The 22,559-nt window shown below is 67.1% G+C and carries 22 protein-coding genes; 16 read left to right on the top strand and 6 right to left on the bottom strand.

Annotated features, from left to right (window positions below; translation table 11 throughout):
- Positions 1–18 precede the first annotated feature (18 nt).
- Positions 19–333: a hypothetical protein gene (locus AC1DYI_RS01470; protein ID WP_477202304.1), complete on the bottom strand. Its 315-nt coding sequence runs from the start codon at positions 331–333 to the stop codon at positions 19–21.
- The gene (gene recQ, locus AC1DYI_RS01465; RefSeq protein WP_477202303.1) at positions 330–2,219 is read right to left on the bottom strand and encodes a DNA helicase RecQ; all 1,890 of its coding nucleotides are present in this window, start codon (positions 2,217–2,219) and stop codon (positions 330–332) included. The genes AC1DYI_RS01470 and recQ overlap by 4 nt, the downstream gene beginning before the upstream one ends.
- A 339-nt stretch (positions 2,220–2,558) precedes the next feature.
- On the opposite strand from recQ, the gene AC1DYI_RS01460 reads away from it, so the two are divergent.
- Together AC1DYI_RS01460 and AC1DYI_RS01455 are read left to right on the top strand one after the other, a co-directional pair.
- Positions 2,559–5,450: a TonB-dependent receptor gene (locus tag AC1DYI_RS01460; protein WP_477202302.1), complete on the top strand. Its 2,892-nt coding sequence runs from the start codon at positions 2,559–2,561 to the stop codon at positions 5,448–5,450.
- 95 nt (positions 5,451–5,545) lie between these two features.
- A complete protein-coding gene (locus AC1DYI_RS01455) occupies positions 5,546–5,833 on the top strand; it encodes a metal-sensitive transcriptional regulator (RefSeq protein ID WP_477202301.1) in 288 nt (95 codons plus the stop codon).
- Between the two features lie 7 nt (positions 5,834–5,840).
- On the opposite strand, the gene AC1DYI_RS01450 is transcribed toward AC1DYI_RS01455, so the two are convergent.
- Both AC1DYI_RS01450 and AC1DYI_RS01445 read right to left on the bottom strand, forming a co-directional pair.
- Complete coding sequence (locus tag AC1DYI_RS01450; RefSeq protein ID WP_477202300.1) at positions 5,841–8,180, bottom strand: putative bifunctional diguanylate cyclase/phosphodiesterase; 2,340 nt, start codon at positions 8,178–8,180, stop codon at positions 5,841–5,843.
- 67 nt (positions 8,181–8,247) lie between these two features.
- Positions 8,248–8,784, bottom strand: a complete 537-nt coding sequence (locus tag AC1DYI_RS01445; RefSeq protein WP_477202299.1) for a methylamine utilization protein — start codon at positions 8,782–8,784, stop codon at positions 8,248–8,250.
- A 258-nt stretch (positions 8,785–9,042) separates the two neighbouring features.
- On the opposite strand from AC1DYI_RS01445, the gene AC1DYI_RS01440 reads away from it, so the two are divergent.
- The 6 genes from AC1DYI_RS01440 to AC1DYI_RS01415 all read left to right on the top strand — a co-directional run bounded on the left by AC1DYI_RS01440 (position 9,043) and on the right by AC1DYI_RS01415 (position 13,650).
- Complete coding sequence (locus AC1DYI_RS01440) at positions 9,043–9,450, top strand: thioredoxin family protein (RefSeq protein ID WP_477202298.1); 408 nt, start codon at positions 9,043–9,045, stop codon at positions 9,448–9,450.
- A gap of 139 nt (positions 9,451–9,589) precedes the next feature.
- Positions 9,590–9,997, top strand: a complete 408-nt coding sequence (locus AC1DYI_RS01435; protein ID WP_477202297.1) for a hypothetical protein — start codon at positions 9,590–9,592, stop codon at positions 9,995–9,997.
- Between the two features lie 130 nt (positions 9,998–10,127).
- Positions 10,128–10,556, top strand: a complete 429-nt coding sequence (locus AC1DYI_RS01430) for a hypothetical protein (RefSeq protein ID WP_477202296.1) — start codon at positions 10,128–10,130, stop codon at positions 10,554–10,556.
- A 188-nt stretch (positions 10,557–10,744) separates the two neighbouring features.
- Complete coding sequence (locus AC1DYI_RS01425; RefSeq protein WP_477202295.1) at positions 10,745–12,349, top strand: GMC family oxidoreductase; 1,605 nt, start codon at positions 10,745–10,747, stop codon at positions 12,347–12,349.
- A gap of 37 nt (positions 12,350–12,386) precedes the next feature.
- The gene (locus AC1DYI_RS01420) at positions 12,387–12,788 is read left to right on the top strand and encodes an MAPEG family protein (protein ID WP_477202294.1); all 402 of its coding nucleotides are present in this window, start codon (positions 12,387–12,389) and stop codon (positions 12,786–12,788) included.
- A 97-nt stretch (positions 12,789–12,885) separates the two neighbouring features.
- Positions 12,886–13,650 (top strand): carbonic anhydrase, encoded by a 765-nt coding sequence (locus tag AC1DYI_RS01415; protein ID WP_477202293.1) that lies wholly within the window; start codon positions 12,886–12,888, stop codon positions 13,648–13,650.
- A 19-nt stretch (positions 13,651–13,669) separates the two neighbouring features.
- On the opposite strand, the gene AC1DYI_RS01410 is transcribed toward AC1DYI_RS01415, so the two are convergent.
- Positions 13,670–15,499, bottom strand: a complete 1,830-nt coding sequence (locus AC1DYI_RS01410) for an ABC transporter ATP-binding protein (protein WP_477202292.1) — start codon at positions 15,497–15,499, stop codon at positions 13,670–13,672.
- Between the two features lie 131 nt (positions 15,500–15,630).
- Between AC1DYI_RS01410 and AC1DYI_RS01405 the strand changes: the two genes are divergently transcribed.
- From AC1DYI_RS01405 to AC1DYI_RS01390, 4 genes are all read left to right on the top strand, one after another.
- Entirely contained in the window at positions 15,631–15,942 is a 312-nt protein-coding gene (locus AC1DYI_RS01405; protein WP_477202291.1) for a hypothetical protein, read from the top strand.
- Positions 15,943–16,001: 59 nt separating this feature from the next.
- Positions 16,002–16,220: a TOBE domain-containing protein gene (locus AC1DYI_RS01400; RefSeq protein ID WP_477202290.1), complete on the top strand. Its 219-nt coding sequence runs from the start codon at positions 16,002–16,004 to the stop codon at positions 16,218–16,220.
- 13 nt (positions 16,221–16,233) lie between these two features.
- On the top strand, positions 16,234–16,845 hold the full coding sequence (locus AC1DYI_RS01395) for an RBBP9/YdeN family alpha/beta hydrolase (RefSeq protein WP_477202289.1): 612 nt from the start codon (positions 16,234–16,236) through the stop codon (positions 16,843–16,845).
- 127 nt (positions 16,846–16,972) lie between these two features.
- Positions 16,973–17,995 (top strand): sulfate ABC transporter substrate-binding protein, encoded by a 1,023-nt coding sequence (locus AC1DYI_RS01390; RefSeq protein WP_477202288.1) that lies wholly within the window; start codon positions 16,973–16,975, stop codon positions 17,993–17,995.
- Positions 17,996–18,063: 68 nt separating this feature from the next.
- Here AC1DYI_RS01390 and AC1DYI_RS01385 read toward each other — a convergent pair whose 3' ends face one another.
- A complete protein-coding gene (locus tag AC1DYI_RS01385) occupies positions 18,064–18,585 on the bottom strand; it encodes a hypothetical protein (protein ID WP_477202287.1) in 522 nt (173 codons plus the stop codon).
- Between the two features lie 334 nt (positions 18,586–18,919).
- On the opposite strand from AC1DYI_RS01385, the gene cysT reads away from it, so the two are divergent.
- From cysT to AC1DYI_RS01365, 4 genes are all read left to right on the top strand, one after another.
- A complete protein-coding gene (gene cysT / locus AC1DYI_RS01380) occupies positions 18,920–19,753 on the top strand; it encodes a sulfate ABC transporter permease subunit CysT (RefSeq protein ID WP_477202286.1) in 834 nt (277 codons plus the stop codon).
- A gap of 32 nt (positions 19,754–19,785) precedes the next feature.
- Positions 19,786–20,700: a sulfate ABC transporter permease subunit CysW gene (gene cysW, locus AC1DYI_RS01375; protein ID WP_477202285.1), complete on the top strand. Its 915-nt coding sequence runs from the start codon at positions 19,786–19,788 to the stop codon at positions 20,698–20,700.
- Positions 20,701–20,719: 19 nt separating this feature from the next.
- The gene (locus AC1DYI_RS01370; RefSeq protein WP_477202284.1) at positions 20,720–21,772 is read left to right on the top strand and encodes a sulfate/molybdate ABC transporter ATP-binding protein; all 1,053 of its coding nucleotides are present in this window, start codon (positions 20,720–20,722) and stop codon (positions 21,770–21,772) included.
- Between the two features lie 145 nt (positions 21,773–21,917).
- A complete protein-coding gene (locus AC1DYI_RS01365; RefSeq protein ID WP_477202283.1) occupies positions 21,918–22,553 on the top strand; it encodes a glutathione S-transferase family protein in 636 nt (211 codons plus the stop codon).
- The last annotated feature ends 6 nt before the right edge of the window (positions 22,554–22,559 follow it).

Below are 22,559 nucleotides of genomic sequence, written 5' to 3'. Positions count from 1 at the left end.
ACTTCGCTTCAAGTGATTTCAGCGCGGCGCCGGGTAGGTCTCTTTGGTATTGGCCAGCTCGCAGCGCTTCAGGTGGCCGGCGTCGACCGCCTCTTTGCAAACCACGAAGCTGTCACGCGTAGTGCAACGCCGCTCATCCGGCTTGCCTGGCAATGTCGGGCAGCCGGCGGCCGTCAGCCGTTGGGGCCAGTCGGCCATCAGGCGCCCCTGCGGCTGAGCGGCCGGCGCACCCCCGTCGGCCAGAGCCTGACCGGCAAAAAAGGCGAGCGTTAGCAATCCGGCGGCCCGCGACCATCGGTTGGAAATAGAACGTAACGCCATCGTCAGCCTCATCCTTCGTCCAGTTGTTCCAAAACCCGCAAAATCTGGCGACCGTAGGCCTCCAGCTTCTTCGCCCCGACACCGCTGATGCCGGCCAATGCCGCCAGCGAGTCGGGCGCGTCGGCGGCCATCTGCGCCAGCGTCGCATCGTTGAACACGATGTACGCCGGCAGGTTGTGCTCCTTGGCCACCTCGCTGCGCCAGGTTTTCAACGCGGCGAAGCGCGCCTGACCTTGCGTGTCCAGCGTAGCGGCGGCGCGCGGCACCTTGGGCGATGCGCCGGCCTTGCTGCGTGAGCTCCGCGAGCGCGGCGTCGGCTCGCGGGCCTCGCGCAACTCGATCTGGACCTCGCCGCGCAGTACCGCGCGAGCGCTGTCGGTCAGCGCCAGTGTGTTGTATTCACCTTCGCTGGCCAGGTGGCCAAGCGCGATCAGCTGGCGGATCACGCCGCGCCACTGCGCCTCGCTCAGGTCGGCGCCGATGCCGAAAGTCGACAACTGCTCGTGGCCACGCTCACGGGTCTTGTCGGTCGACTTGCCGCGCAGCACGTCGATCAGGTGGGTCGAGCCATAGCCGATGCCCGAATGCTGGCGAAAGCGGTAGATGCACGACAGCGCCTTGCGCGCCGCTTCGGTCGCGTCCCAGCGCTGCGGTGGGCTCAGGCAGTTGTCGCAGTTGCCACAACGGTAGCCAACCGGCTTGTCTTCGCTGAAATAGGCCAGCAGCCGCTGGCGCCGGCAATCCAGGCTTTCGGCCAGCGCCAGCAGCGCGTCGAGCTTGCCGACCTGCAGGCGCTTGAAGTCTTCGCCGGCCGTGCTCTCGTCGATCATGCGGCGCTGGTTCACCACGTCGGCCAGGCCGTAGGTCATCCACGCATCGGCCGGTTCACCGTCGCGGCCGGCGCGGCCGGTTTCCTGGTAATAACCTTCAATGTTCTTCGGCAGGTCCAGGTGGGCCACGAAGCGCACGTCGGGCTTGTCGATGCCCATGCCGAAGGCCACCGTGGCCACCATCACCAGCCCGTCTTCGCGCAGGAAGCGGTCCTGGTGGCGGCGCCGCACGTCGGCGTCCAGCCCGGCGTGATACGGCAAGGCGGCCAGGCCTTCGCCGCTCAGCCACTCTGCCGTCTCTTCGACCTTGCGCCGGCTCTGGCAGTAGACGATGCCGGCGTCGCCCTCGTGCTCGTCGCGCAGGAAGCGCAGCAGCTGGGTGCGCGCGTTGTCCTTCTCGACAATGGTGTAACGGATGTTCGGCCGGTCGAAGCTCGAGACGAAGGCGCGAGCCTCGGTCAGTTGCAGCCGGTCCAGGATGTCGGCGCGGGTGTGCTCGTCGGCGGTCGCGGTCAGTGCGATGCGCGGCACGGTCGGGAAACGGTCTGCCAGCTGGCCCAGCTGCAGATACTCTTCGCGGAAGTCGTGGCCCCACTGGCTGACGCAATGCGCCTCGTCGATCGCGATCAGGCTCAACTGCCCACGCTCATGCAACGAATCGAGCATCGCCAGGAAGCGCGGGTTGGTGATGCGCTCGGGCGCCGCGTACAGCATCACCAGCCGGCCCGACAGCAGCTCGCGCTCGACCGCCTGCGCGCCGGCCGAATCCAGCGTCGAGTTGAGGAAAGCCGCATGCACGCCGGCCTCCTCGAGTGCACCAACCTGGTCATGCATCAGCGCGATCAGCGGGCTGACCACCACCGTCACGCCCAGCCCGGTGCGGTGGCGGGCGATCGCCGGCACCTGGTAACACAGGCTCTTGCCGCCGCCGGTGGGCATCAGCACCAGCGCGTCGCCGCCAGCAATCACATGGTCGACGATGGCCTGCTGGTGGCCGCGGAACTGGGCATAACCGAAGACTTCGTGCAGCAGCGCGGCCGGGTCGACGGCGGGGGAAATCGAAAGCATTGGCCACGATGGTAGCGGCTCGCCCTGACAGGCCCTGCGGGTGGCCGGGCCGCAGGCCCTGCCTAGACAACCCTCTAACTGACCTCCTGGATGGCGACACTTCGTCGCCCTGGGCCGCAGTTCGTCGCATCACCTGTGGCGAAAGCGCCAACTCGCGGGTTGGTCCCAGCAGCAGGCCGCTTGACAGGGCCAACACAATCGGTGCCAGTCGGCGTGGTGCGTCGCCGGTGGCAAGCTTTTTGCGTCTTGCTACCGCCTGTCGCACCGCGACGTGAGGGGGCGGCACCCGGCCCATAAGGCTTCGCGGTGCCGCGAATCGAAATGCTTGAGGAGAAAGACTTGAGACACCTCCGTAAGAACGTACTTGCCCGCGCCATCACGCTGGCGCTCGACGGCGCAGTCGCCGGAGGTGCCGCGCTCGCACTGCCGGCCATGGCGGCCGATGCAGACCAACCCCAGCCCACCCAGCGTGTCGAGATCACCGGTTCGTCGATCCGCCGCATTGAGGCCGAGGGGGCTCTGCCCGTCACGGTGATCTCGCGCGACGCCATCGAAAAGAGCGGCACCACTTCGGTCACCGACCTGATCCAGGCCTTGCCGGCGATGACCGGCGGCAACTTCCAGCAGTCTTCGGGTTCGGTCAACGGCAACGGGTTCGGCAACACCACCGCCGCCATCCACGCGCTCGACCAGAAATACACGCTGGTGCTGCTCAACGGCAGGCGCGTCGCGCCCTTCGGCGGCTTCGGCGCCTCGGGTGGCGACGGCGCGGTGAACCTTGAGAGCCTTCCGCTCGATGCCGTCGAGCGCGTCGAGGTGCTGACGGACGGCGCATCGGCGCTCTATGGTTCGGACGCGATCGCCGGGGTGGTGAACTTCATCACCAAGAAGGACCTGACCCAGTTCAGCGTGTTCTTCAACGGCAGCGCGCCCCAGGAGAAGGGCGGCAACAAGTGGAGCGCCGGCATCAGCAAGGGCTTCGGGAGTCTGGACACCGATGGCTTCAACATCCTGGCTTCCTACAGCCACGACGTGCAGGAAGTGCTGTGKGCCAAGGACCGCGATTTCTCCAAGAAGGGCGGCCTCATCACGTTCAACCTCGACGGGAAGCGGGTCGTTTTCGACCAGACCTCGAGCAACTCCCTGCCGGGCAGCATCTACCTCGATTTACCCACGCCACCCAGTCCTGACGCGCCCTCCTTCAACCCGTACTTTGACCTGAACGGCAACTGCGGGACGAATCCGAACGTGTTCGTGTCGGGCACCAAGTGCCGAACGAACTACGCCGCGATGGTGCAGGACATCCCTGAATCCGAGCGCGACAGCTTCTACCTCAGCGGCCGCTTCAAGCTCGGCGCCGACCACACGCTGTTCGCCGAAGCGCTGTACTCGAAGTTCAGCATGACCGCAGCGTTCGCGCCGCCCGCCCAGCCGATGGGCCTGGGGACGAACGACCTGCCCGGCCGGCCGCTCGACATCCTCTGGAACAAGTACGTCGTCCCCTACCTGACGTCGACCGGCAACCCCAGCACCGGCGGCCAGATGCGCTATCGCGCCATGGAGGCGGGCCCCCGCACCGACGACTTCGTGACCGAAGCGCAGCACTACGTGCTGGGCCTCGAAGGCACCTTGGCGGGCTGGGACTACGGCACCAGCGTGGTGTTCTCGTCGAACCGGGATCAGGACAAGCTCGCGGGCGGTTACATGGACTTCAACAAGTTCGTGGACCTGATCAAAACGGGTGCCTACGATCCTCTCGTGCCGATTGACGGTCAGAACCTCGACGACGCGTTGTTGAGCGGCACGTTCCTGAAGACGACCAGCTCGCAGAACGTGTTCAACCTGCACGCCTCGAAGGACATGTTCGCCATGGGCGGCGGCACCTCGGTGCTGGGCTTGGGCTTTGATTACGCCAAACAGACGCTCAAGCAGGAGACCAGCGACCTGGCGCAATTCGGCAACGGCACCCCGGGCCAGGTCGGCAAGACCAACTACGCCGTCGGCGGCTTCTATGGCTATGTGCCGATGGAAGCGAGCCGCAACAACTACGGTCTGTTCGCCGAGTTGCTGATGCCGGTGGCGAAAAAGACGGAAATCACCGCCTCGGTTCGCTACGACCGCTACGACAAGGTGCACAACCAGATGCCCTTCACCCAGGATCCGAACAACCTTGAGCCGCTGCCGGCGGAGGACGAAGGCAACACCTTCAGCCATGCGACCTACAAGCTGAGCTTCCGCAGCCAGCCGCTGGAGGGCGTGCTCGTGCGCGGCTCGCTGGGCACTGGCTTCAAGGCGCCGTCGGTCAACCAGATCGCAGCACCGCTCGCGTTCGCCACGAACACCTCGGGCTCCTATGTCTGCCCGTTCCCGACGCACCCGACTTGCGTGGCAAACGGCTCCGGCCCGCAGCAATGGGATCTGATCTCGGCGGGCAACCCGGCCAGCGGAAGCGCGGGCCTCAAGGCCGAATCGTCCCGCCAGTGGACCCTGGGTGGGCGTTGGGAGCCGGCGCAGTCGGGTCTGTCGATGGGCCTCGACTACTGGTCCGTGAAGCTGAAGGACCAGATCCTGAACGGCATGCCCGAGGGCTACGCCTTTGCCAACGCGGGCTCGCTGCAGGAATTGTTCGTGATCCCCTACCAGGATCCGGCCGGCTATCCGACGGTGGCCCTGATCCAGAAGCCGTTCAATGCCGGCAAGGCCAACTATCAAGGCCTCGACTGGGAATTCGACTACCGCACGACCACCCCGATCGGGAAGCTGTCAGCCGGCCTGAGCGGAACGCACATGCTCAAGGCCGATTACGAGCTGCCGGGCGGCAAGCAGTCGGACCTGGGCAAATTCGGCGGCGACAACAACGTGGTCTTCCGCAACATCGTGCGTTTGACGCTGGGCTTGCAGCACGGCGACTTMACGCACACGCTGATCGCGAAGAACAAGTCCGGCTACAAGGACCAGGCGTTCACGGCCGACTCGGGCAACGTAACGGATGAGGCGACTGGCGATGGCGTCGCCTACAACGGCAAGGTGCGGTCCTACACGCTCGTCGACTGGCAGACCCGCTGGCAGTTCAGCCAGGCCCTGCGCTTCACGGCCGGCATCACCAACCTGTTTGACGAAGCCCCCCCGCGCTCCCTCAAGCTCGTGGGCGGCAACCAGGTGGGCTACGACGGCCGCTACACCGACCCGACCGGACGCGCGTTCACACTCGGCGCTTCATACCGCTTCTGAGTCTTTCTTGACGCCGCGGCCGCGAGGCTGACATCCAAAGGCGCCCACCGAGCAATCGGTGGGCGCCTTTTTTCGTTCTTGCCACAATCGCGCGCATGGTCACCTTCACCGATGCCAAGACCCGCACCGATCTGCTGAACCGACTGAAGCGTGCCGAGGGGCAGTTGCGCGGCGTGCAGCGCATGATCGAGGAAGACCAGCCTTGTCTCGAGATCGCCGGCCAGCTGGCCGCCGTGCGCAAGGCGCTGGAAAGCACGTACGTGCGCCTGACGGTGTGCTACATGCAGCAGGAGCTCGGCGCCCGCCTCGCCAGCAGTGACCGCGGGCTGAGGCTGGTCGAAGTGATGGATGAAGTGCAGGCCTTGATGGCCAAGCTGCGCTGACGCGCCTTCAGGCCGTGACGCTGCGCGCCGCCGCGAGCCGCGCGTGGTGCGCCTCGGCCCAGACTTCGAACGCCTCGACCGGCATCGGCCGGCCGATGTGCCAGCCCTGCGCCTCGTCGCAGCCGAGCAGTGCCAGCTGCTGGCGGATCGCCTCGTTCTCGACACCCTCGGCGACGACGCTCAGGTTCAGGTTGTGCGCCACCTCGATGATCGAGCGCACGATCATCGCGTCCTTGGGCACCTTCTCCATCGCCTTGACGAAGGACATGTCGATCTTCAGCTCGTCGACAGGCAAGTTGCGCAGCGTCGCGTACGAGCTGTAGCCGGTGCCGAAGTCGTCGATCGACAGCTTGCAGCCCAACGCCTTCAGTGCCTGCAAGGTCTGCAGTGCGCGCTGCGGGTCGTTCATGATCGCGCTCTCGGTGATCTCCAGGCACAAGGCCTGCGGTGGCACGCCGTGGCGCAGCAATCTGGCACTCAGGCGTTCGACCAGGTCGGCCTTCATCAAGTCGTGCACCGACAGGTTGACCGACAGCCGCGGCAGCAGCCCAGGCGCCTGCCAGCGCGCCAACAGGCGAGCCGCTTCATCGACCACCCACAGGCTCAGCTCGTGGATGAAGCCGGTCTCTTCGGCGAACGGGATGAACTCCAGCGGCGGCACCAGCCCCCGCTCGGGGTGTTGCCAGCGCACCAGCGCTTCGGCGCCGACCAGCGTGCCGTCCAGCAGGTGCAGTTTGGGCTGGATGAACAGGCGCAGTTCGTTGTGCTGCAGTGCCCGGCGCATCTCGCCCAGCAGCGTCAGCGTCGTCGTGCTGCCGTGGTCGAACGCGGCGTCGTAGGTCAGGCGGCCGGCGCGGCGGTGCTTGGCCTCGTACATCGCCACCTCGGCGCGGCTCAGCAGTGCCTCGGCGTTCTGGGCGTGCTCAGGCGCGCACGCGATGCCGATGCCGGCGGCCACGTCGACGACGCTGTCGTCCAGCCGCACCGGTTGCTCCAGCGCCGCCAGCACGGCCTGCGCGGTGGCATCGGCCTCTTGCCGGCTGGCGCCCGGCAGCATCAGCGCGAACTCGTCGCCCGACAGCCGCGCGACCATGCTGCCGTGGCCGGTTGCCAGCGCCTGCAGCCTTTCGCCGACGCGCACCAGCAGGCGGTTGCCCATCTGGTAGCCCAGCTTGTCGTTGACCTGCTTGATGCGGTCCAGGTCTAGCATCAGCACCGCGACCGGGCCGGCCTCCAGTGCCTGGCTCAAGCGGCGGCTGAACTGGCCGCGGTTCGGCAGCCCGGTCAGGTCGTCCAGGTACAGCCGGCGCCGCGTCACCTCGCGCATGCCGTCGAACGCCGTGGCCAGCTCGCCCAGCTCGTCGTCGCGGTCGGGGTGGGCCACCGGGGTGTCGAAATCGCCCTGGCCCAGGCGCCGGCTGGCATCGACCAGTGCGCGCAGCGGCCGCGTCACGCGCCGGGCCGTCAACACGCAGCCGACTGCGAACACCGCGGCGCCCAGCAGCGTGATGCCCAGCAGCAGCGTCTGCAGCCGCCGGTAAGGGGCCACCGTCTCGTCCACCGAACGTGCCAGCACGGCCCGCAGCTCGCCGCTTGGCGTGCGCGCCAACTGGCTGATGCGACCCTCCAGCGTTTCGCCACCGGCTTCGAATTCGGTCGGCCCTTGCGGCGGCAGCTGGACGAGGTGGGCGTTCAGCGATGGGGCCAAGGTGCTTTGCACCACCCGCGCCGAAGCACCCGCGGGCTGTGCCAGCAGCGCCAGGTGCAGGCCGGACAACGCGCGCAAGTCCTGTCCCAAGGTGTGATCGACGGCAAAGCCCATGACCACCCAGCCGATCTCCAACGGCGCCTTCATCGGCACGACGACGAACTGGTACGGCCGTTCGCCGACCAGCACCAGCTGTCCGGTGGTCGGCGGCCGGCCACTGGCCGCCGCGGCGGCCAGGCGCTGTCGCAACGGCTGCACCACCTCGCCGCCCCGGCTGCCCGCCGCGCGCAGCGTGAAGTCACGCTCCAACAGCACGGTGACGCTCGCGCCGATGCGCGCGCCATGGTTGTCCAGCGCAGAGCGGATGGTTTCGTCGTCGCCCGACAGCACTGCCTCGCGAAAACCGTAGTCGGCGGCCAGCAAGGTGGCGGCCTGCGTCAGCGCCTGCGCGTTCTGGTCCAGCAGCCGCACGAGCAGCCGTTCGCCGACCTGCAGTTGATCGGCCAGCTGGGCCCGAGCGTTGGCCTCGATGCTGTGGCGGATCGTGAAGAAGCCAGCCAGCTGCACCACCAGCAGCAGGCTCAAAAAGATCGTGACGATGCGGCCGGCGAGGCTGGCCAGGAAGGGGCGCTGGCTCATTGGTGCCTCCTTGAGGCCGCCGGCCCGTCGGCGAGGCGAGACCTGCTTCGGATCGGCCAGGCGACGCTCATTTGTCGGCCACCGGCAGATGAGCGACCAGGTCCAGCGCCGCCGACCCCACAGTCACCGGCTGCTCGATGCCAGTCGAGCCGGCGGGCAGGTCGGGGTGCCAGCTGCGCAGCACATAGCTGCCGGGCGGCACATCGGCCAGCGTCGCGCGGCCACCGGCCGGCGTCTTGGCGTACCACGGCGTGTCGCTGACGACGACCCAGCCGACCATCGTGTCGTGGATGTTGCAGCCCAGCACGACCAGGCCGGCGCGGTCGAACTCGACCGGGTTCTCCGGCCGTCCGACATACAGCTTCAGCTCGAACTTCTTGGCCGGCGAGAACGAGTAGACATGGTGGCGCACCGTGTCCTGGTTCGGGAACTGCACCTTGGTGCCTAGCGGCACCACCGTCACCGTCGGCACGAAGCGGCGGCCCTGTTGGGCGATCTCGACCTGGGCCAGCGGCTTGACGACCGCCTTGGCACCCTGCGGCTCCAGCAGCAGCACCACATCGGCCAGCGGCTGGCCGCTCTTGCCCTGGGTCAGCACTTGCACCGTGGTCGCACCCGCGGCGGTCGCGGCAACCGCGAGGGCCGCCACCAACAGCCTGCGGGTGGCTCTCGCGAAGTGGGGTGGGCGTGAAAAACTGGGGGTCATCACGGATCAAGAGAAGGGTTTTGGCACAGGGGTACCCAACCGGCGGCCGAACCGGGGCGGCGGCCAAATGGCCGCATCGAACCGGATTTCGGCCGCCGACCGGGTCGGCTTGAGCCTGCCGGCCGCCAGCGCGGTGCAATGGCACACTCGCAGCCGATGCCCGATGCTGATCCTTCCCGTTCACCCTGGCTGGTGGCCTGCCTGTGTGCCGCCTGGTGCCGCACCTGCGACGACTACCGGGCGGTGATGGCCGAGGCGGCGCGCACCCACCCGGGCCTGCAGTTCGCGTGGATCGACATCGAGGACCACGCCGACGCGCTGGACGACTCCGAAGGCGCGGCCGAAGACATCGAGAACTTCCCAACGCTGCTGCTGGCCCGGGGCGGCGTTCCGCACTTCTTCGGTACGCTGCTGCCGCACGCCGGCGTGCTGAACCGGCTGCTGGCCCAGGCCCTGGCTGGCGAATTGCCCCCACTGGCCGATGCCACCGCCCGCCGCATGGCCGACGCGGTGGAGCGCCTGGCACGCGACCAGCCGCAGCAGGTGCGGCTGGCGGCGGACTGACGCCTCGCGCTCGGCCGGGTGCGGCGATTGCCCCTCGAAGGGACTTGTCACCAGGCTTGGCCACACACACCAGCCCACGCAAGGCGTCCGCACTTGCGCGCGGTCGGCGTGCGGCCAGGCTCCCCAGAAGGAGATTGCCATGCATTCCGTTGCCCCGTTTTTCCGTGCCTTGTGCGCCCTGACCCTGCTCGGCACCACTGTCGGCGGCTGGGCCGCCACGGCCGAAGTGCCCTACATCAACGGCGGCATCGGCCGCGGTGAGGTCAAGCACATCGAAGCCAATCAGAGCGACTACAACCTGCGGCTGACCTTTTCCGAAGGGGCCAAGAACGACTACGTGACCAACGTGGTCCTGCGCATCGCCGACGCCAAGGGCCACACCGTGCTGGCGCTGGACGATGCCGGCCCGCTGACCCAGGTCAAGCTGGCGCCGGGCCGCTACTCGGTCAGCACACGCTACGCCGAGAACGAGCGCACCCAGACCGTCGAGGTGCGCGCCGGCACACCGGCAGAGCTGAACCTGCACTACACGCCACCCGCCAAGTGATCGCGCCGCCGGCCAGGTCAGCAGAGTCGGCGGGATCGTCGCTTGCTGGTTGGCCGGTGGGGTGCCCGTCGGCGGTCCACCAGGACCGCCGGGCAAGGGATGCCCGCTGAACGAAAAAGGAGTCTTGCAGATGTACCGCAATGTCCACCCTCGCCACCTGGCCCTGGCCGGCCTGGCCTTGTCGACCCTGCTCGCCGCGACCGGCTGTGCCGTGCGTGCGCCCCGCGAACATCCGGCCCCGGTCGAGACCTCCATACCCCCGCCGCCGGCGGAACCCGAATACCCACCCGGCCCGATGCCGGCGCCCATCGTCGAATCGCCGCAGGCCCCGCCCGCGACCAGTGGTTGGAGTTGGGTGCCCGGCCATTGGGAATGGGCCGGTCACCACTGGCGCTGGGAGCGCGGCCACTGGATCAACGAGGTCGTCGCCCCGATGCCGCCGGTGGTCGACGAAGATTCCGGCCCGCCACCCACCAGCTCGCACGTCTGGATCCGGGGCCACTGGCGCTGGGGTGGCCACGGCTGGGTCTGGGTCGGTGGGACGTGGGTGATGCGCTAGCCTGCCACGTCGGAGCAGGGCGTGGCGAACATGCTTTCACGCGCCACGTCTTGCCTTGAGCCGCCACTCGAGGCCCCTCTCTAAATTCCGCCGGGACTCGCCCCTATGGACGGGGGTGGGGCCCGGGCATCCAATCCTCGCCGATTGACGTACCGATTCATGGGCGTCGCCTGGGGGGATGTGAGCGCATGGAATTTGACTACCTGGTGATCGGTGCGGGCTCGGCCGGCAGCGTGTTGGCTGGCCGCCTGAGCGAGGACCCGAACTGCCGCGTCGGCCTGCTCGAAGCTGGCCCGCCCGACAAAAGCGTGCTGATCCACTGCCCGGCCGGCCTGGCGGTGCTGGCCAAGAACGGCCAAGCCAACTGGGCCTTCGAAACCGTGCCGCAACGGGGCCTGAACGGCCGCCGCGGCTATCAGCCGCGCGGCAAGGTGCTGGGAGGTTCGAGCTCGGTCAATGCGATGGTCTACATCCGTGGCCAGCGCGAGGACTACGACCATTGGGCCGCCGCCGGCAACCCGGGCTGGGGCTTCAGCGACGTGCTGCCTTATTTTCTGCGCGCCGAACACAACGAGCGCGGCGCCAGCGAATGGCACGCCACGGGCGGCCCGCTGAACGTGATGGACCTGCGCAGCCCGAACCGGCACACGCCCGCCTTCATCCAGGCCGGCCAGCAGGCGGGCTTCACGCTCAACAACGACTTCAACGGCGCCTCGCAAGAAGGCGTCGGCCCCTACCAGGTCACGCACAAGAACGGTGAGCGCTACAGCGCCGCCAAGGCCTACCTGACGCCGGTGCTGAACAGACCGAATCTCGAGGTGATCACCGGTGCGCACGTGCTGCGCATCGTGCTCGAAGGCGGCCGCGCTGTCGGTGTCGAGGTGCTGCGTGGCGGCCAGCGCGTGATGCTGAAGGCCAAGCGCGAGGTGCTGCTGTCGGCGGGTGCACTGCAGTCGCCGCAGCTGCTGATGGTGTCGGGCATCGGCCCGGCGGCCGAGTTGCAGCGCCACGGCATCGCGGTACAGCACGCGCTCGAAGGCGTGGGCCAGAACCTGCACGACCACGTCGACGTGGTGCAGGTCGTCGACGCACCGGCGCAGAAAGACTTCTTCGGCCTGTCGCTCAGCGGCCTGGCCAGTGTGTGGCAAGGCATCGGCCAATGGCGCCACGAGCGCAAGGGCGTGCTGACGACCAACTTCGCCGAGGCCGGCGCCTTCCTGCGCAGCCGCCCCGAAGAGGCCCTGCCGGACCTGCAGCTGCACTTCGTCATCGGCAAGCTGGTCGACCACGGCCGCAAGACCGTCTTCGGCCACGGCTACTCGTGCCACGTCTGCTTGCTGCAGCCCAAGAGCCGTGGCCAGTTGACGCTGGCCAGCGCCGACGCGCTGGCGGCGCCGAAGATCGACCCCAACTTCCTCGGTGACGACGACGACACCGCGCGCCTGGTGCGGGGTTTCAAGCTGATGCGCCACATCCTGCAGCAGCCTGCGATCGCGGCACTCGGCGGGCGCGAGCTGGCGGCTTCGGCCGATGCGCGCAGCGACAGCGAGATCGAATCCTTCATCCGCAACCGCGCCGACACGATCTACCACCCGGTGGGCACCTGCCGCATGGGCAGCGACGATGGCGCGGTGGTTGACAGCCGCCTGCGCGTGCGCGGCGTGCCGGGGCTGCGGGTGGTCGACGCGTCGATCATGCCGCGCATCGTCAGCGGCAACACCAATGCGCCGACGATCATGATCGCCGAGAAGGCGGTCGACATGATCCGCGAAGACGCGCGCCAGACCGCCTGAAGGCTGCGGTTCTTTCCCATCACGACAAAGGCCCGCGATGACCGCTCCCCTGCACATGCTGGTTGGCATGACCGTGTTCACCTGGATCGTGCTGATGCTGGCCAGCCTGGCCAAGGCCCGCGCGTGGACACCCCGCGGCATGCTGCTGGCCTTCGGCAACCGGGCCGACATGCCCGAGCCGTCGCCGGCCGCGGCGCGGCTGGACCGCGCGGCGCGCAACACGCTGGAGAACTTCCTGCTGTTCGCCGCGCTGGTGCTGGCTGCGCATGTGGCGAATGCGGTCACGCCGCAGGTCACGCTTGGCGCCCACCTGTTCGTCTGGTCGCGCATGGTCTTCGTGCTGGTCTATTGGGCTGGCATCCCCTTTTTGCGCACCGCCGTCTGGGCGGTCGGCGTGCTGGGCCTGGGGCTGATCGCCGCGCCGATGCTGGTGCACTGAGCGGCAGCACCAAAACCCTTTGCGGGTCGCGGCCTCGGGGTCGGTCACCCCGGGCGGGTGTTAGGGTGCGAGCCCCGCAACCTCCCAGTGTCCTGTCATGACATCGACCTTGAAGGCTTCAACATTGGCAGCCGCCGCGCTTGCGCTCGCCGGCGTCGCCCCGGCATATGCCGCCGACGCTCCCCACTGGGACTATGAAGGCCACGGCGGCGCCGCCCACTGGGCCGAGCTGGACCCGGCGTTCAAGACCTGCAGTCTCGGCAAACACCAGTCGCCGATCGACATCGACACGCACAAGGTCGCCAAGACCCCGAGCGCGCCGCCGCTGGCCATCCACTACACCAGTGGCCCGGCCACGGTGGTCAACAACGGCCACACGATCCAGGTGAACCTGGCGTCACCCGGCACCATCACACTGGGCGGCACCGAGTACAAGCTGCTGCAGTTCCACTTCCACACGCCCAGCGAAGAGAAGATCGACGGCCGCGACTACCCGCTCGTCGCGCACCTGGTGCACAAGAGTGCCCAAGGGCAGCTCGCGGTGATCGCGGTGCTGTTCGAGCTCGGCAAGGAGAACGCCACGCTGAAGCCGGTCTTCGACCTGCTGCCGCCCAACCAGGGCGCCAGCGTGCCGCTCGAAGCCGGCATCAACCCGGCCAACCTGCTGCCCGCCGACCGCAGCCACTACAGCTTCGCCGGCTCGCTGACGACGCCGCCCTGCAGCGAAGAGGTGCGCTGGCAGGTGCTGAAGACGCCGGTCGAGTTTTCCGCCGCGCAGTTCGCCTCGTTCAAGAAGCTCTACACGATGAACGCGCGCCCAGTGCAACCGCTGAACGGCCGCAAGGTCGTCGTCGGCCACTGAAGCCAGTCGGTCCGGGGGTTTACTCTTCTCCGAGGAAGCCGCCGCTCTGGTGCGCCCACAGCCGCGCGTAGAGACCCCCTTGCGCCAGCAGGCTGCGGTGGTCGCCCTGCTCGACGATGCGGCCGCCGTCCATCACGATCAATCGGTCCATCGCGGCGATGGTCGACAAGCGGTGCGCGATCGCGACCACCGTCTTGCCCTCCATCAACCGGTACAGGCTTTGCTGAATCGCCGCTTCGACTTCGCTGTCGAGTGCGCTGGTGGCCTCGTCGAGCAACAGGATCGGCGCATCCTTCAGCATCACCCGTGCGATCGCCACGCGCTGGCGCTGGCCGCCTGAGAGCTTGACGCCGCGCTCGCCGACATGCGCGTCGTAGCCGGTGCGCTTTTTCGGGTCGATCAGCGTCTCGATGAAGGCATGGGCCTCGGCGCGCCGGGCTGCGTCGAGCATCTGTTCCTCGGTCGCACCGGGCCGGCCGTAGACCAGGTTGTCGCGCACCGAGCGGTGCAGCAGCGAGGTGTCTTGCGTGACCATGCCGACGTGGGATCGCAAGCTGTTCTGCGTCACGCCGGCGATGTCCTGCCCGTCGATCAGGATGCGGCCGGACTCAAGGTCGTAGAAACGCAGCAGCAGGTTGACCAGCGTCGACTTGCCCGCGCCCGAGCGGCCAACCAGGCCGATCTTTTCGCCGGGCTTGATGGTCAGCGTGAAGTCATCGATCACCGCCCGGCCGGCCTGGCCGTAGCCGAAGCGCACCTGCTCGAAACGCACCTCGCCGCGCGGCACCTGCAGTTCGCCGGCATCGGGCTTGTCGACCACTGCGGCGTGCTTCGTCAACGTGTTGATGCCATCGGCGACGGTGCCGACCTGCTCGAACAGCGTCGCCATCTCCCACATGATCCAGTGCGAGATGCCGTTCAGCCGCAGCGCCATCGCGGTGGCTGCGGCGACCGCGCCGATGCCGGCGCCGCCCTGCGTCCACAGCCACAGTGTGGCGCCGGCCGTGGCCAGCACCAGGCCCATGCTGAGCAGGTGGATCACGATCTCGAGCCCCGTCACCAGACGCATCTGGCGGTAGGCGATGCCCATGAAGTCCTGCATCGCGCCGCGCACATAACCCGACTCGCGGCCGGCATGTGAGAACAGCTTGACGGTCGCGATGTTGGTGTACGCGTCCGAGATGCGGCCGACCATCAGCGCGCGCGCATCGGCCTGCTCGCGTGCCACCTTGCCCAGCCGCGGCACGAAGAAGAACAGCGCCGCCACATACAGCGCGAGCCAGCCGAAAAACGGCAGCAGCAGCTTCGCGTTGACGCCGCCGACCACCGCCATCATCGTGACGAAATAGATGATGATGAAGACCAGGATGTCGGTCACCGTCATCACCACGTCGCGCACCGCCAGCGCGGTCTGCATCACCTTGGTCGCGACACGGCCGGCGAACTCGTCCTGGTAAAACGACATGCTCTGGCCCAGCATCTGGCGGTGGAAGTTCCAGCGCAGCCGCATCGGGAAGTTGCCGTTCAGCGTCTGGTACTTGGCCAGCGCCTGCCAGGCCACGAGCAAGGGGCTGGCCAGCAACACCGCCGCGAGCATGAACAAACGGCCCTGCTCCTGCGGCCACCACTTTGCCGGCTCGGTGGTCGACAAGCCGTCGACGATCTGGCCGAGGAAGGCGAACAGCACCGCCTCGAACGCACCGATCAGCGCAGTCAGCGTGGTCATCACGGCCACATAGCGGCGCACGCCGGTGGTGTTGGCCCACAAGAAGGCCCACAGGCTCGTCGGCGCTGGCGGCGGCACGGCCTCGGGATAAGGGTCGACGAGGCGCTCGAAGTAGGCAAACACGTTGTGACAGCAAGAACGATCAGCGAGCCGGTCAGCGTATCCGATATGCGCGGGCCTCATATGCGATGGGCCGATATGAAGCGCCGATTTCCTTCCTTCTCTTTTGGGGGGGCGGCGCCCACCATGGACACATGACCACCGCCACCATCACTTCTGTGGAGGCGCCCGCCACCCAGGCGTTGGCACTTCCGTGTACCGGCCAGTCGCTTCGCAACGCGCTGCAAAAGCGCGACCTGCGCGCACTGAACGAGCTAACCCACCACCTGCGTGTGGCCGGCTACCGCTTCGAGCCGCTGCAACTGGCCACCGAGCTGCTGCAAAGCGGCTGTGCTTCGGTCGCCGATGCCTTTGGCCACCGGGTACCGGTGCATGTGCGTGTGCCGCCGCGTGAAGGGCCGATCAAGGTGCGCGACGAGTCGCAGGCGTTCACGCTGTCACTCTGAGTCTTCGGCGGCCCCCACCGGCCGCCCCCGCTTTCCCTGCAACACAGAAAAGAGAACCCATGAGCATCCTCGCCGTCAACGCCCGCAACCAGTTCCGCGGCAAGGTCAAGGAAATCATCGAAGGCCCGGTCGTCTCGGAGGTCGACGTCGAAATGCCGTCGGGCCTGATCGTGACCTCGGTCATCACGACCCGCTCGGTGCATGAGCTGGGCCTGCGCATCGGCCGCGATGTGGTTGCACTGGTGAAGTCGACCGAGGTGTCGATCGCCACCCTTTGAGCGAAGGAGCCCCATGAGCCTCGCGAAGTTCACCTCCTCCGACCAGCCGCAGGTCCGCCTGCTCATCGTGCCGGGCCTGCATGGCAGCGGGCCCGACCATTGGCAGAGCTGGATCCAGGCCCAACAGCCGGACGCCGTGCGCATCCGCGTCGAGGACTGGGGCCACGCTGACCTGGACCGCTGGGCCGGCGCGATCGACGACACGCTGCGCCGCCACCCGGCCGACGTATGGATCGCCGTGGCGCACAGCTTCGGCTGTCTGGCGCTGGCTCACCACGCAGCGCGCGGTGGTCGCGGCGTGCAGGGTGCGCTGCTGGTGGCCCCGGCCGCGCCCGAGCGCTTCAGCCTCGATGAAGGCTCGCTGAGCCACGCGCTGCCGTTCCCCTCGACGCTGGTCGTCAGTGCCAACGACCCTTGGATGCCACATGCCGATGCGCTGTACTTCGGCCGCCGCTGGGGCAGCGAAATGATCGAGTTGGGCGAAGCCGGCCACGTCAACCCAGCCACCGGCTACGGCGCCTGGCCCGATGCCCTGGCCTGGGCCCGCAGCCATGTGCAGCGCGTGGCCAGCACCTTGCGGCCTCGGGCACGCGCCGCCGCGCCGGCGCTGGGCTTCGCGGTCTGATCGCTCACACTGTGGCGGCACAAACCGCATAAGCAGCGGCGTTTTGATTCGTTCCTTGAGCGATGCGGGCTTCCTAGCATCGGTGGGCCTGCATCCACGCAGGTCCCACACAAGGAACGTCTTCACCATGCTGCCCCGATCGCTGACGACTGCTGTTGCCGCCAGCCTTGTCCTGCTGAGCACCCTCGCCGCCCCGCTGGCCGCCCAGGCCAAGGAAGTGACACTGCTCAACGTCTCTTATGACCCAACGCGCGAGCTGTACCAGGACTTCAACAAGGCGTTTGCCGCGTACTGGAAGGGCAAGACCGGCGACACGGTGACCGTCAAGCAGTCGCACGGCGGCTCGGGCAAGCAAGCGCGCTCGGTGATCGACGGGCTCGAAGCCGATGTCGTGACACTGGGCCTGGCCTATGACATCGACGTGCTGGCGGAGAACGCCAAGCTCGTGCCGGCCGACTGGCAAAAGCGCCTGCCGCACAATTCCAGCCCCTACACCTCGACCATCGTGTTCCTGGTGCGYAAGGGCAATCCCAAGGGCATCAAGGACTGGAACGACCTGGTCAAGCCCGGYGTCGAAGTCATCACGCCGAACCCGAAGACCAGCGGCGGTGCACGCTGGAACTACCTGGCGGCCTGGGGCTACGCGCTCAAGCAGCCGGGCGGCAACGACGCCAAGGCGAAGGAGTTCGTCAGCGCGCTGTACAAGAACGTGCCGGTGCTCGACAGCGGCGCACGCGGCTCGACCACCACCTTCGTCGAGCGCGGCATCGGCGACGTCTTCATCAGCTGGGAAAACGAAGCTTTCCTGGCGGTGAAAGAGCTGGGCCCGGACAAGTTCCAGATCATCGTGCCGTCGGTCAGCATCCTGGCGGAGCCGCCGGTGACCTGGGTCGACAAGGTGGTCGACAAGCGCGGCACGCGCGACGTGGCCAAGGCTTATGTCGAGTACCTGTATTCGCCCGAAGGCCAGAAGATCGCCGGTGAAAACTACTACCGCCCGATCGATCCCAAGGCCGCCGCGCAGTTCGACAAGCTGTTCCCGAAGATCAACCTGTTCACCATCGACGAACTCTTCGGCGGCTGGGCCAAGACCCAGAAGACCCACTTCAACGACGGCGGCACCTTCGACTCGATCTACGCGAAGAAGTAAGCCCCTCGGTCTTCACCACCCAAGCAAAAGCGCGCCCAAGGGCGCGCTTTTTCATTGGAGGCGGCCCGTCACTTGCCGCTGGACTGGACCAGCGCCACGATCCGTTCGTAGCTCTGCTTGCCGACCGACGCGCTCATGCTGTTCATGCCCTGCGCGATGTTGCCGGCTGAATCGGCGGCGTCGGCTTCCTTGCCGCGGTAGGCGATGTGCACGCCCAGCCTGTCTTTGCCGGCGAACATGCCCAGCATCACGCGCGCGGTCGGCGGCCGTTGGCGGTATTCGACGATGGTGACTTCAGCTGAATCGCCGTCCGACACCTCATAGCCATGGGCCTTGGCCGCCTTGGCGTAGGCCTCTTCGATCAACGGCGGCACCTTGTCATTGGTCGTGCAGGCCTCCTTGCACTGCCACTTGATCACCAGCTTGGGCAGTTGGCCCTTGGCGGCGGYGGCAGCAGCGGGTGCAGTGGCAGCCGCCGTGGCGACAGCCACCGACGCGTCAGCCGGTGCATCAGCGGCCGTCTGCGCGTGGCTCACGGCGGCCAATGACAGGCACAGCGCGGCGCCCACGATGGATTTATTGAAGTGCATGGCTTTCCCTTCCTGAAGGTCGTCACAGAAAAGCCAGGCTTTTAGCACCGTGTCACACGGCCTAACATCCCGAATGAACGGCAATGTGATTCCAATCGTTGCCTGCATGCGACCCGCCGCAAAAGGCCAACCGAGTCCGTTTTGAAGCACAAGGCGCCGCTTCGCGTGACGCTTTTCATGACGCCTTCCCTCGCCATCTCCACGTTCTGTGGAATGGCCGCGGCCGCATAAGCAAGCGCGTTTTGCTTCGTTCCACGCAGAAGCGCAGCTGCCTAGCATCGCTGCACGCTGATCGAAATGCGCTCTCCTCCTAAAGAGCCCGGCGCTGTCTACCGTGTTTCTTTCCCGCACCCTCCTCAAACGCCACAGCGTGCTGCCAGGTTTCGACTTGGCACTCGGCTTTGCGCTGATGTACCTGTGTCTGGTCGTCCTGATTCCGCTGTCCGCGGTGTTCTTGAAGACCTTCACGCTGACTTGGGCCGCGTTCTGGGACACGGTGACCTCGGACCGCGTGATGGCCTCGTACCGGCTGACCTTCGGCACCTCGTTCGCAGCGGCGCTGGTCAACGCGGTGTTCGGGCTGCTGGTGGCCTGGGTGCTGGTGCGCTACCGCTTCCCATTCAAGCGCGTGATCGACGCGCTGGTCGACCTGCCGTTTGCGCTGCCCACCGCAGTGGCTGGCATCGCGCTGACCTCGCTGTATGCGACCAACGGCTGGATCGGCCAGTTCCTGCCGTTCAAGGTGGCGTTCAAGCCGCTGGGCGTGTTCGTCGCGCTGACCTTCATCGGCCTGCCCTTCGTCGTGCGCACGGTGCAACCGGTGCTCGAAGACCTGCAGAAAGAGCTGGAGGAAGCCGCCGCCACACTGGGCGCCTCCCGCCTGCAAACCTTCCAGCACGTGATCCTGCCGACGCTGATGCCGGCATTGCTGACCGGCTTTGCGCTGGCCTTCGCCCGTGCACTGGGCGAGTACGGCTCGGTGATCTTCATCGCCGGCAACATGCCGATGATCAGTGAGATCACGCCGCTGCTGATCATCACCAAGCTCGAGCAGTACGACTACGCCGGCGCCACCGCGATCGCCGTTGTGATGCTGGTGATTGCCTTCTCTCTGTTGCTGGCAATCAATATGGTGCAAGCCTGGGCGCGCAAACGCCAGGGTCGGTGACACCTCGCCTCTCTTGATGAAGTAGTACCGCCATGACTGCCGCCGCCTCCAACGCCCTGGCCTCACCCGCCGCCCTGCCCCAGCGCGCAGCAACCCGCTCCGCCCTCGCCGCCACCACCGAATCCGCCTGGGTTCGCTGGACGCTGATCGGCATCGCCGGCCTGTTCCTCGCGCTGTTCCTGTTCGTGCCGCTGGCCGCCGTGTTCCACGAGGCCTTCAAGAAAGGCGCCGAGGTCTACTTCGCGGCGATCGTCGAGGCCGACGCCGTGTCGGCCATCAAGCTGACGCTGCTGTCGGCGATCGTCTCGGTGCCGCTGAACCTGGTCTTCGGCGTCTCGGCGGCCTGGGCGATCGCAAAGTTCGACTTCCGCGGCAAGAACCTGCTGCTGACGCTGATCGACCTGCCGTTCTCGGTCAGCCCGGTGATCGCCGGCCTGATCTATATGCTGGTGTTCGGCCTGCAAGGCTGGTTCGGTGAATGGCTGCGCGACCACGATCTGAAGATCGTCTTTGCGGTGCCCGGCATCGTGCTGGCCACCGTATTCGTGACCTTCCCGTTCATTGCCCGCGAGCTGATCCCGCTGATGCAGGCGCAAGGGCAGGAGCAGGAAGAAGCGGCCCGCGTGCTGGGCGCGTCGGGTTGGCAGATCTTCTGGCGCGTCACACTGCCCAACGTGAAGTGGGCGCTGCTGTACGGCGTGATCCTGTGCAACGCCCGCGCGATGGGCGAGTTCGGCGCGGTGTCGGTGGTCTCGGGCCACATCCGCGGTGCGACCAACACGATGCCGCTGCACATCGAGATTCTCTACAACGAGTACCAGTTCGCGGCGGCATTTGCCGTGGCCTCACTGCTGGCCGGCCTGGCGCTGGTGACGCTGGTGTTGAAGTACCTCGTCGAGCAGCGCGTCAAGCGCGTGAAGGCGGCCGCCAACGCCGACCACGAGTGAGCCAAAAGAGGGATCCATCATGAGCATTGAAGTCCGCAACCTCGTCAAGCATTTCGGCGCGCTCGCTGTCTGCGACCACCTGAACCTCGACATCCCTTCGGGCGAACTCGTCGCCCTGCTCGGGCCTTCGGGCTCCGGCAAGACCACGCTGCTGCGCATGATCGCGGGGCTGGAGCAACCGGACTCGGGCTCGGTGCTGTTCCACGGAGAAGACGCGACCTTCGCCGACGTGCGCGAACGCAATGTCGGCTTCGTGTTCCAGCACTATGCGCTGTTCGGCCACATGAGCATCTTCGAGAACATCGCCTTCGGCTTGCGGGTGCGCCCGCGCGCCACGCGGCCGAGCGAAGAAGCGATCCGCAAGAAGGTCACCGAGCTGCTGAAGCTGGTGCAACTGGACGCACTGGCTGGCCGCTACCCGCACCAGTTGTCGGGCGGTCAGCGGCAGCGCGTCGCGCTGGCGCGCGCGCTCGCCGTCGAGCCCAAGGTGCTGCTGCTGGACGAACCCTTTGGCGCACTTGACGCCAAAGTGCGCAAGGAACTGCGCCGCTGGTTGCGCCGCCTGCACGACGAGATGCATGTGACCAGCGTCTTCGTCACGCACGACCAGGAAGAGGCGATGGAAGTCGCCGACAGGATCGTCGTGATGAACGAAGGCCGCATCGAGCAGGTCGGCGCGCCGGACGAGGTCTACGACAAGCCGGCCACGCCCTTCGTGCTGAAGTTCCTCGGCGACGTGAACCTGTTCCATGGCCGCGCCGGCCTGACCCCCGGCCACGACGAGGCCGTCAGCTACGTGCGCCCGCACGAGCTGGACATCGTCGCCGAACCGAGCGAGGGCACCTGGGCGGTGACACTGGCGCAGACGCTGACTGTTGGCCCGAACACCCGCATCGAATTCCGCCGCGAAGAAGACGGCTCGTATGTCGACGTCGAGCTGTCGCGCGAGGCCTATGTGCAGCTGCGTGATTCGCTCGGCCTGGCGAATGGCCGCAAGGTCTACCTGCGGCCGCGACGCGTGACGCGCTTCACTGTCGCGCCGGCCGAGGTGGCCGAAACCGCCGCACACTGAAGCTCGCAGCGTCGAGCTGCTGCGTGATGCCCGGCGTACACGTCGGGCATTACCGCGGACATCCACGGTATCGCGTGCACGGGCCTAAGCTGCGGGCCGCCGTTCGGCATGTCGCCGCCCGGCCCCTTCTTGGAGACACCGGCCGATGACGACCCCGTGGACCCTTTACCTCGCCCCGGGCACCTGTGCCCAGGCGGTGCATATCGCACTGCATGACGCGGATGCGCCGCACACCTTGCACTCGCTCGACTTCTCGGCGGCCGAGCAGCGCAGTCCGGCCTACCTGGCGGTGAACCCGCGCGGCCGCGTGCCGGCACTGGTGACCGAGCACGGCACGCTGACCGAGGTGCCGGCGCTGCTGATGTTCATCGCCCAGTCGTTTCCGGCTGCCAAGCTCGCGCCGCTTGACGACCCGTTCCGCTTGGCTCAGCTGCAGGGCTTCAACAGCTTTCTCTGTTCGACCGTGCATGTGGCCCATGCCCACAAGCGGCGCGGCGCGCGCTGGGCTGACGACGCAGCCGCGATCGAAGCGATGCAGCGCAAGGTGCCGGCCAACATGACCGAGATCTTCGAGTACATCGAGGTCGACTGGCTGCGTGGCCCCTGGGTCTTCGGCGACGACTACACCGTCGCCGACCCCTACCTGTTCACGATCGCCGAATGGCTGGAAGGTGATGGTGTCGAAGTGAGCCGCTTCCCGAAGCTGCTGGCCCACCGCGCCCGCATGCAGGCGCGCGAGTCGGTGCAGCGGGCGAAGGCGGCGGCGCTGCAGCAGCGCTGAGGATCC

It is taken from the genome of Ideonella sp. P3_A4 (assembly GCF_056403075.1).
The sequence above is the reverse complement of the archived record's forward strand: the minus strand, read 5'-3'. Positions and strand labels throughout refer to the sequence as shown.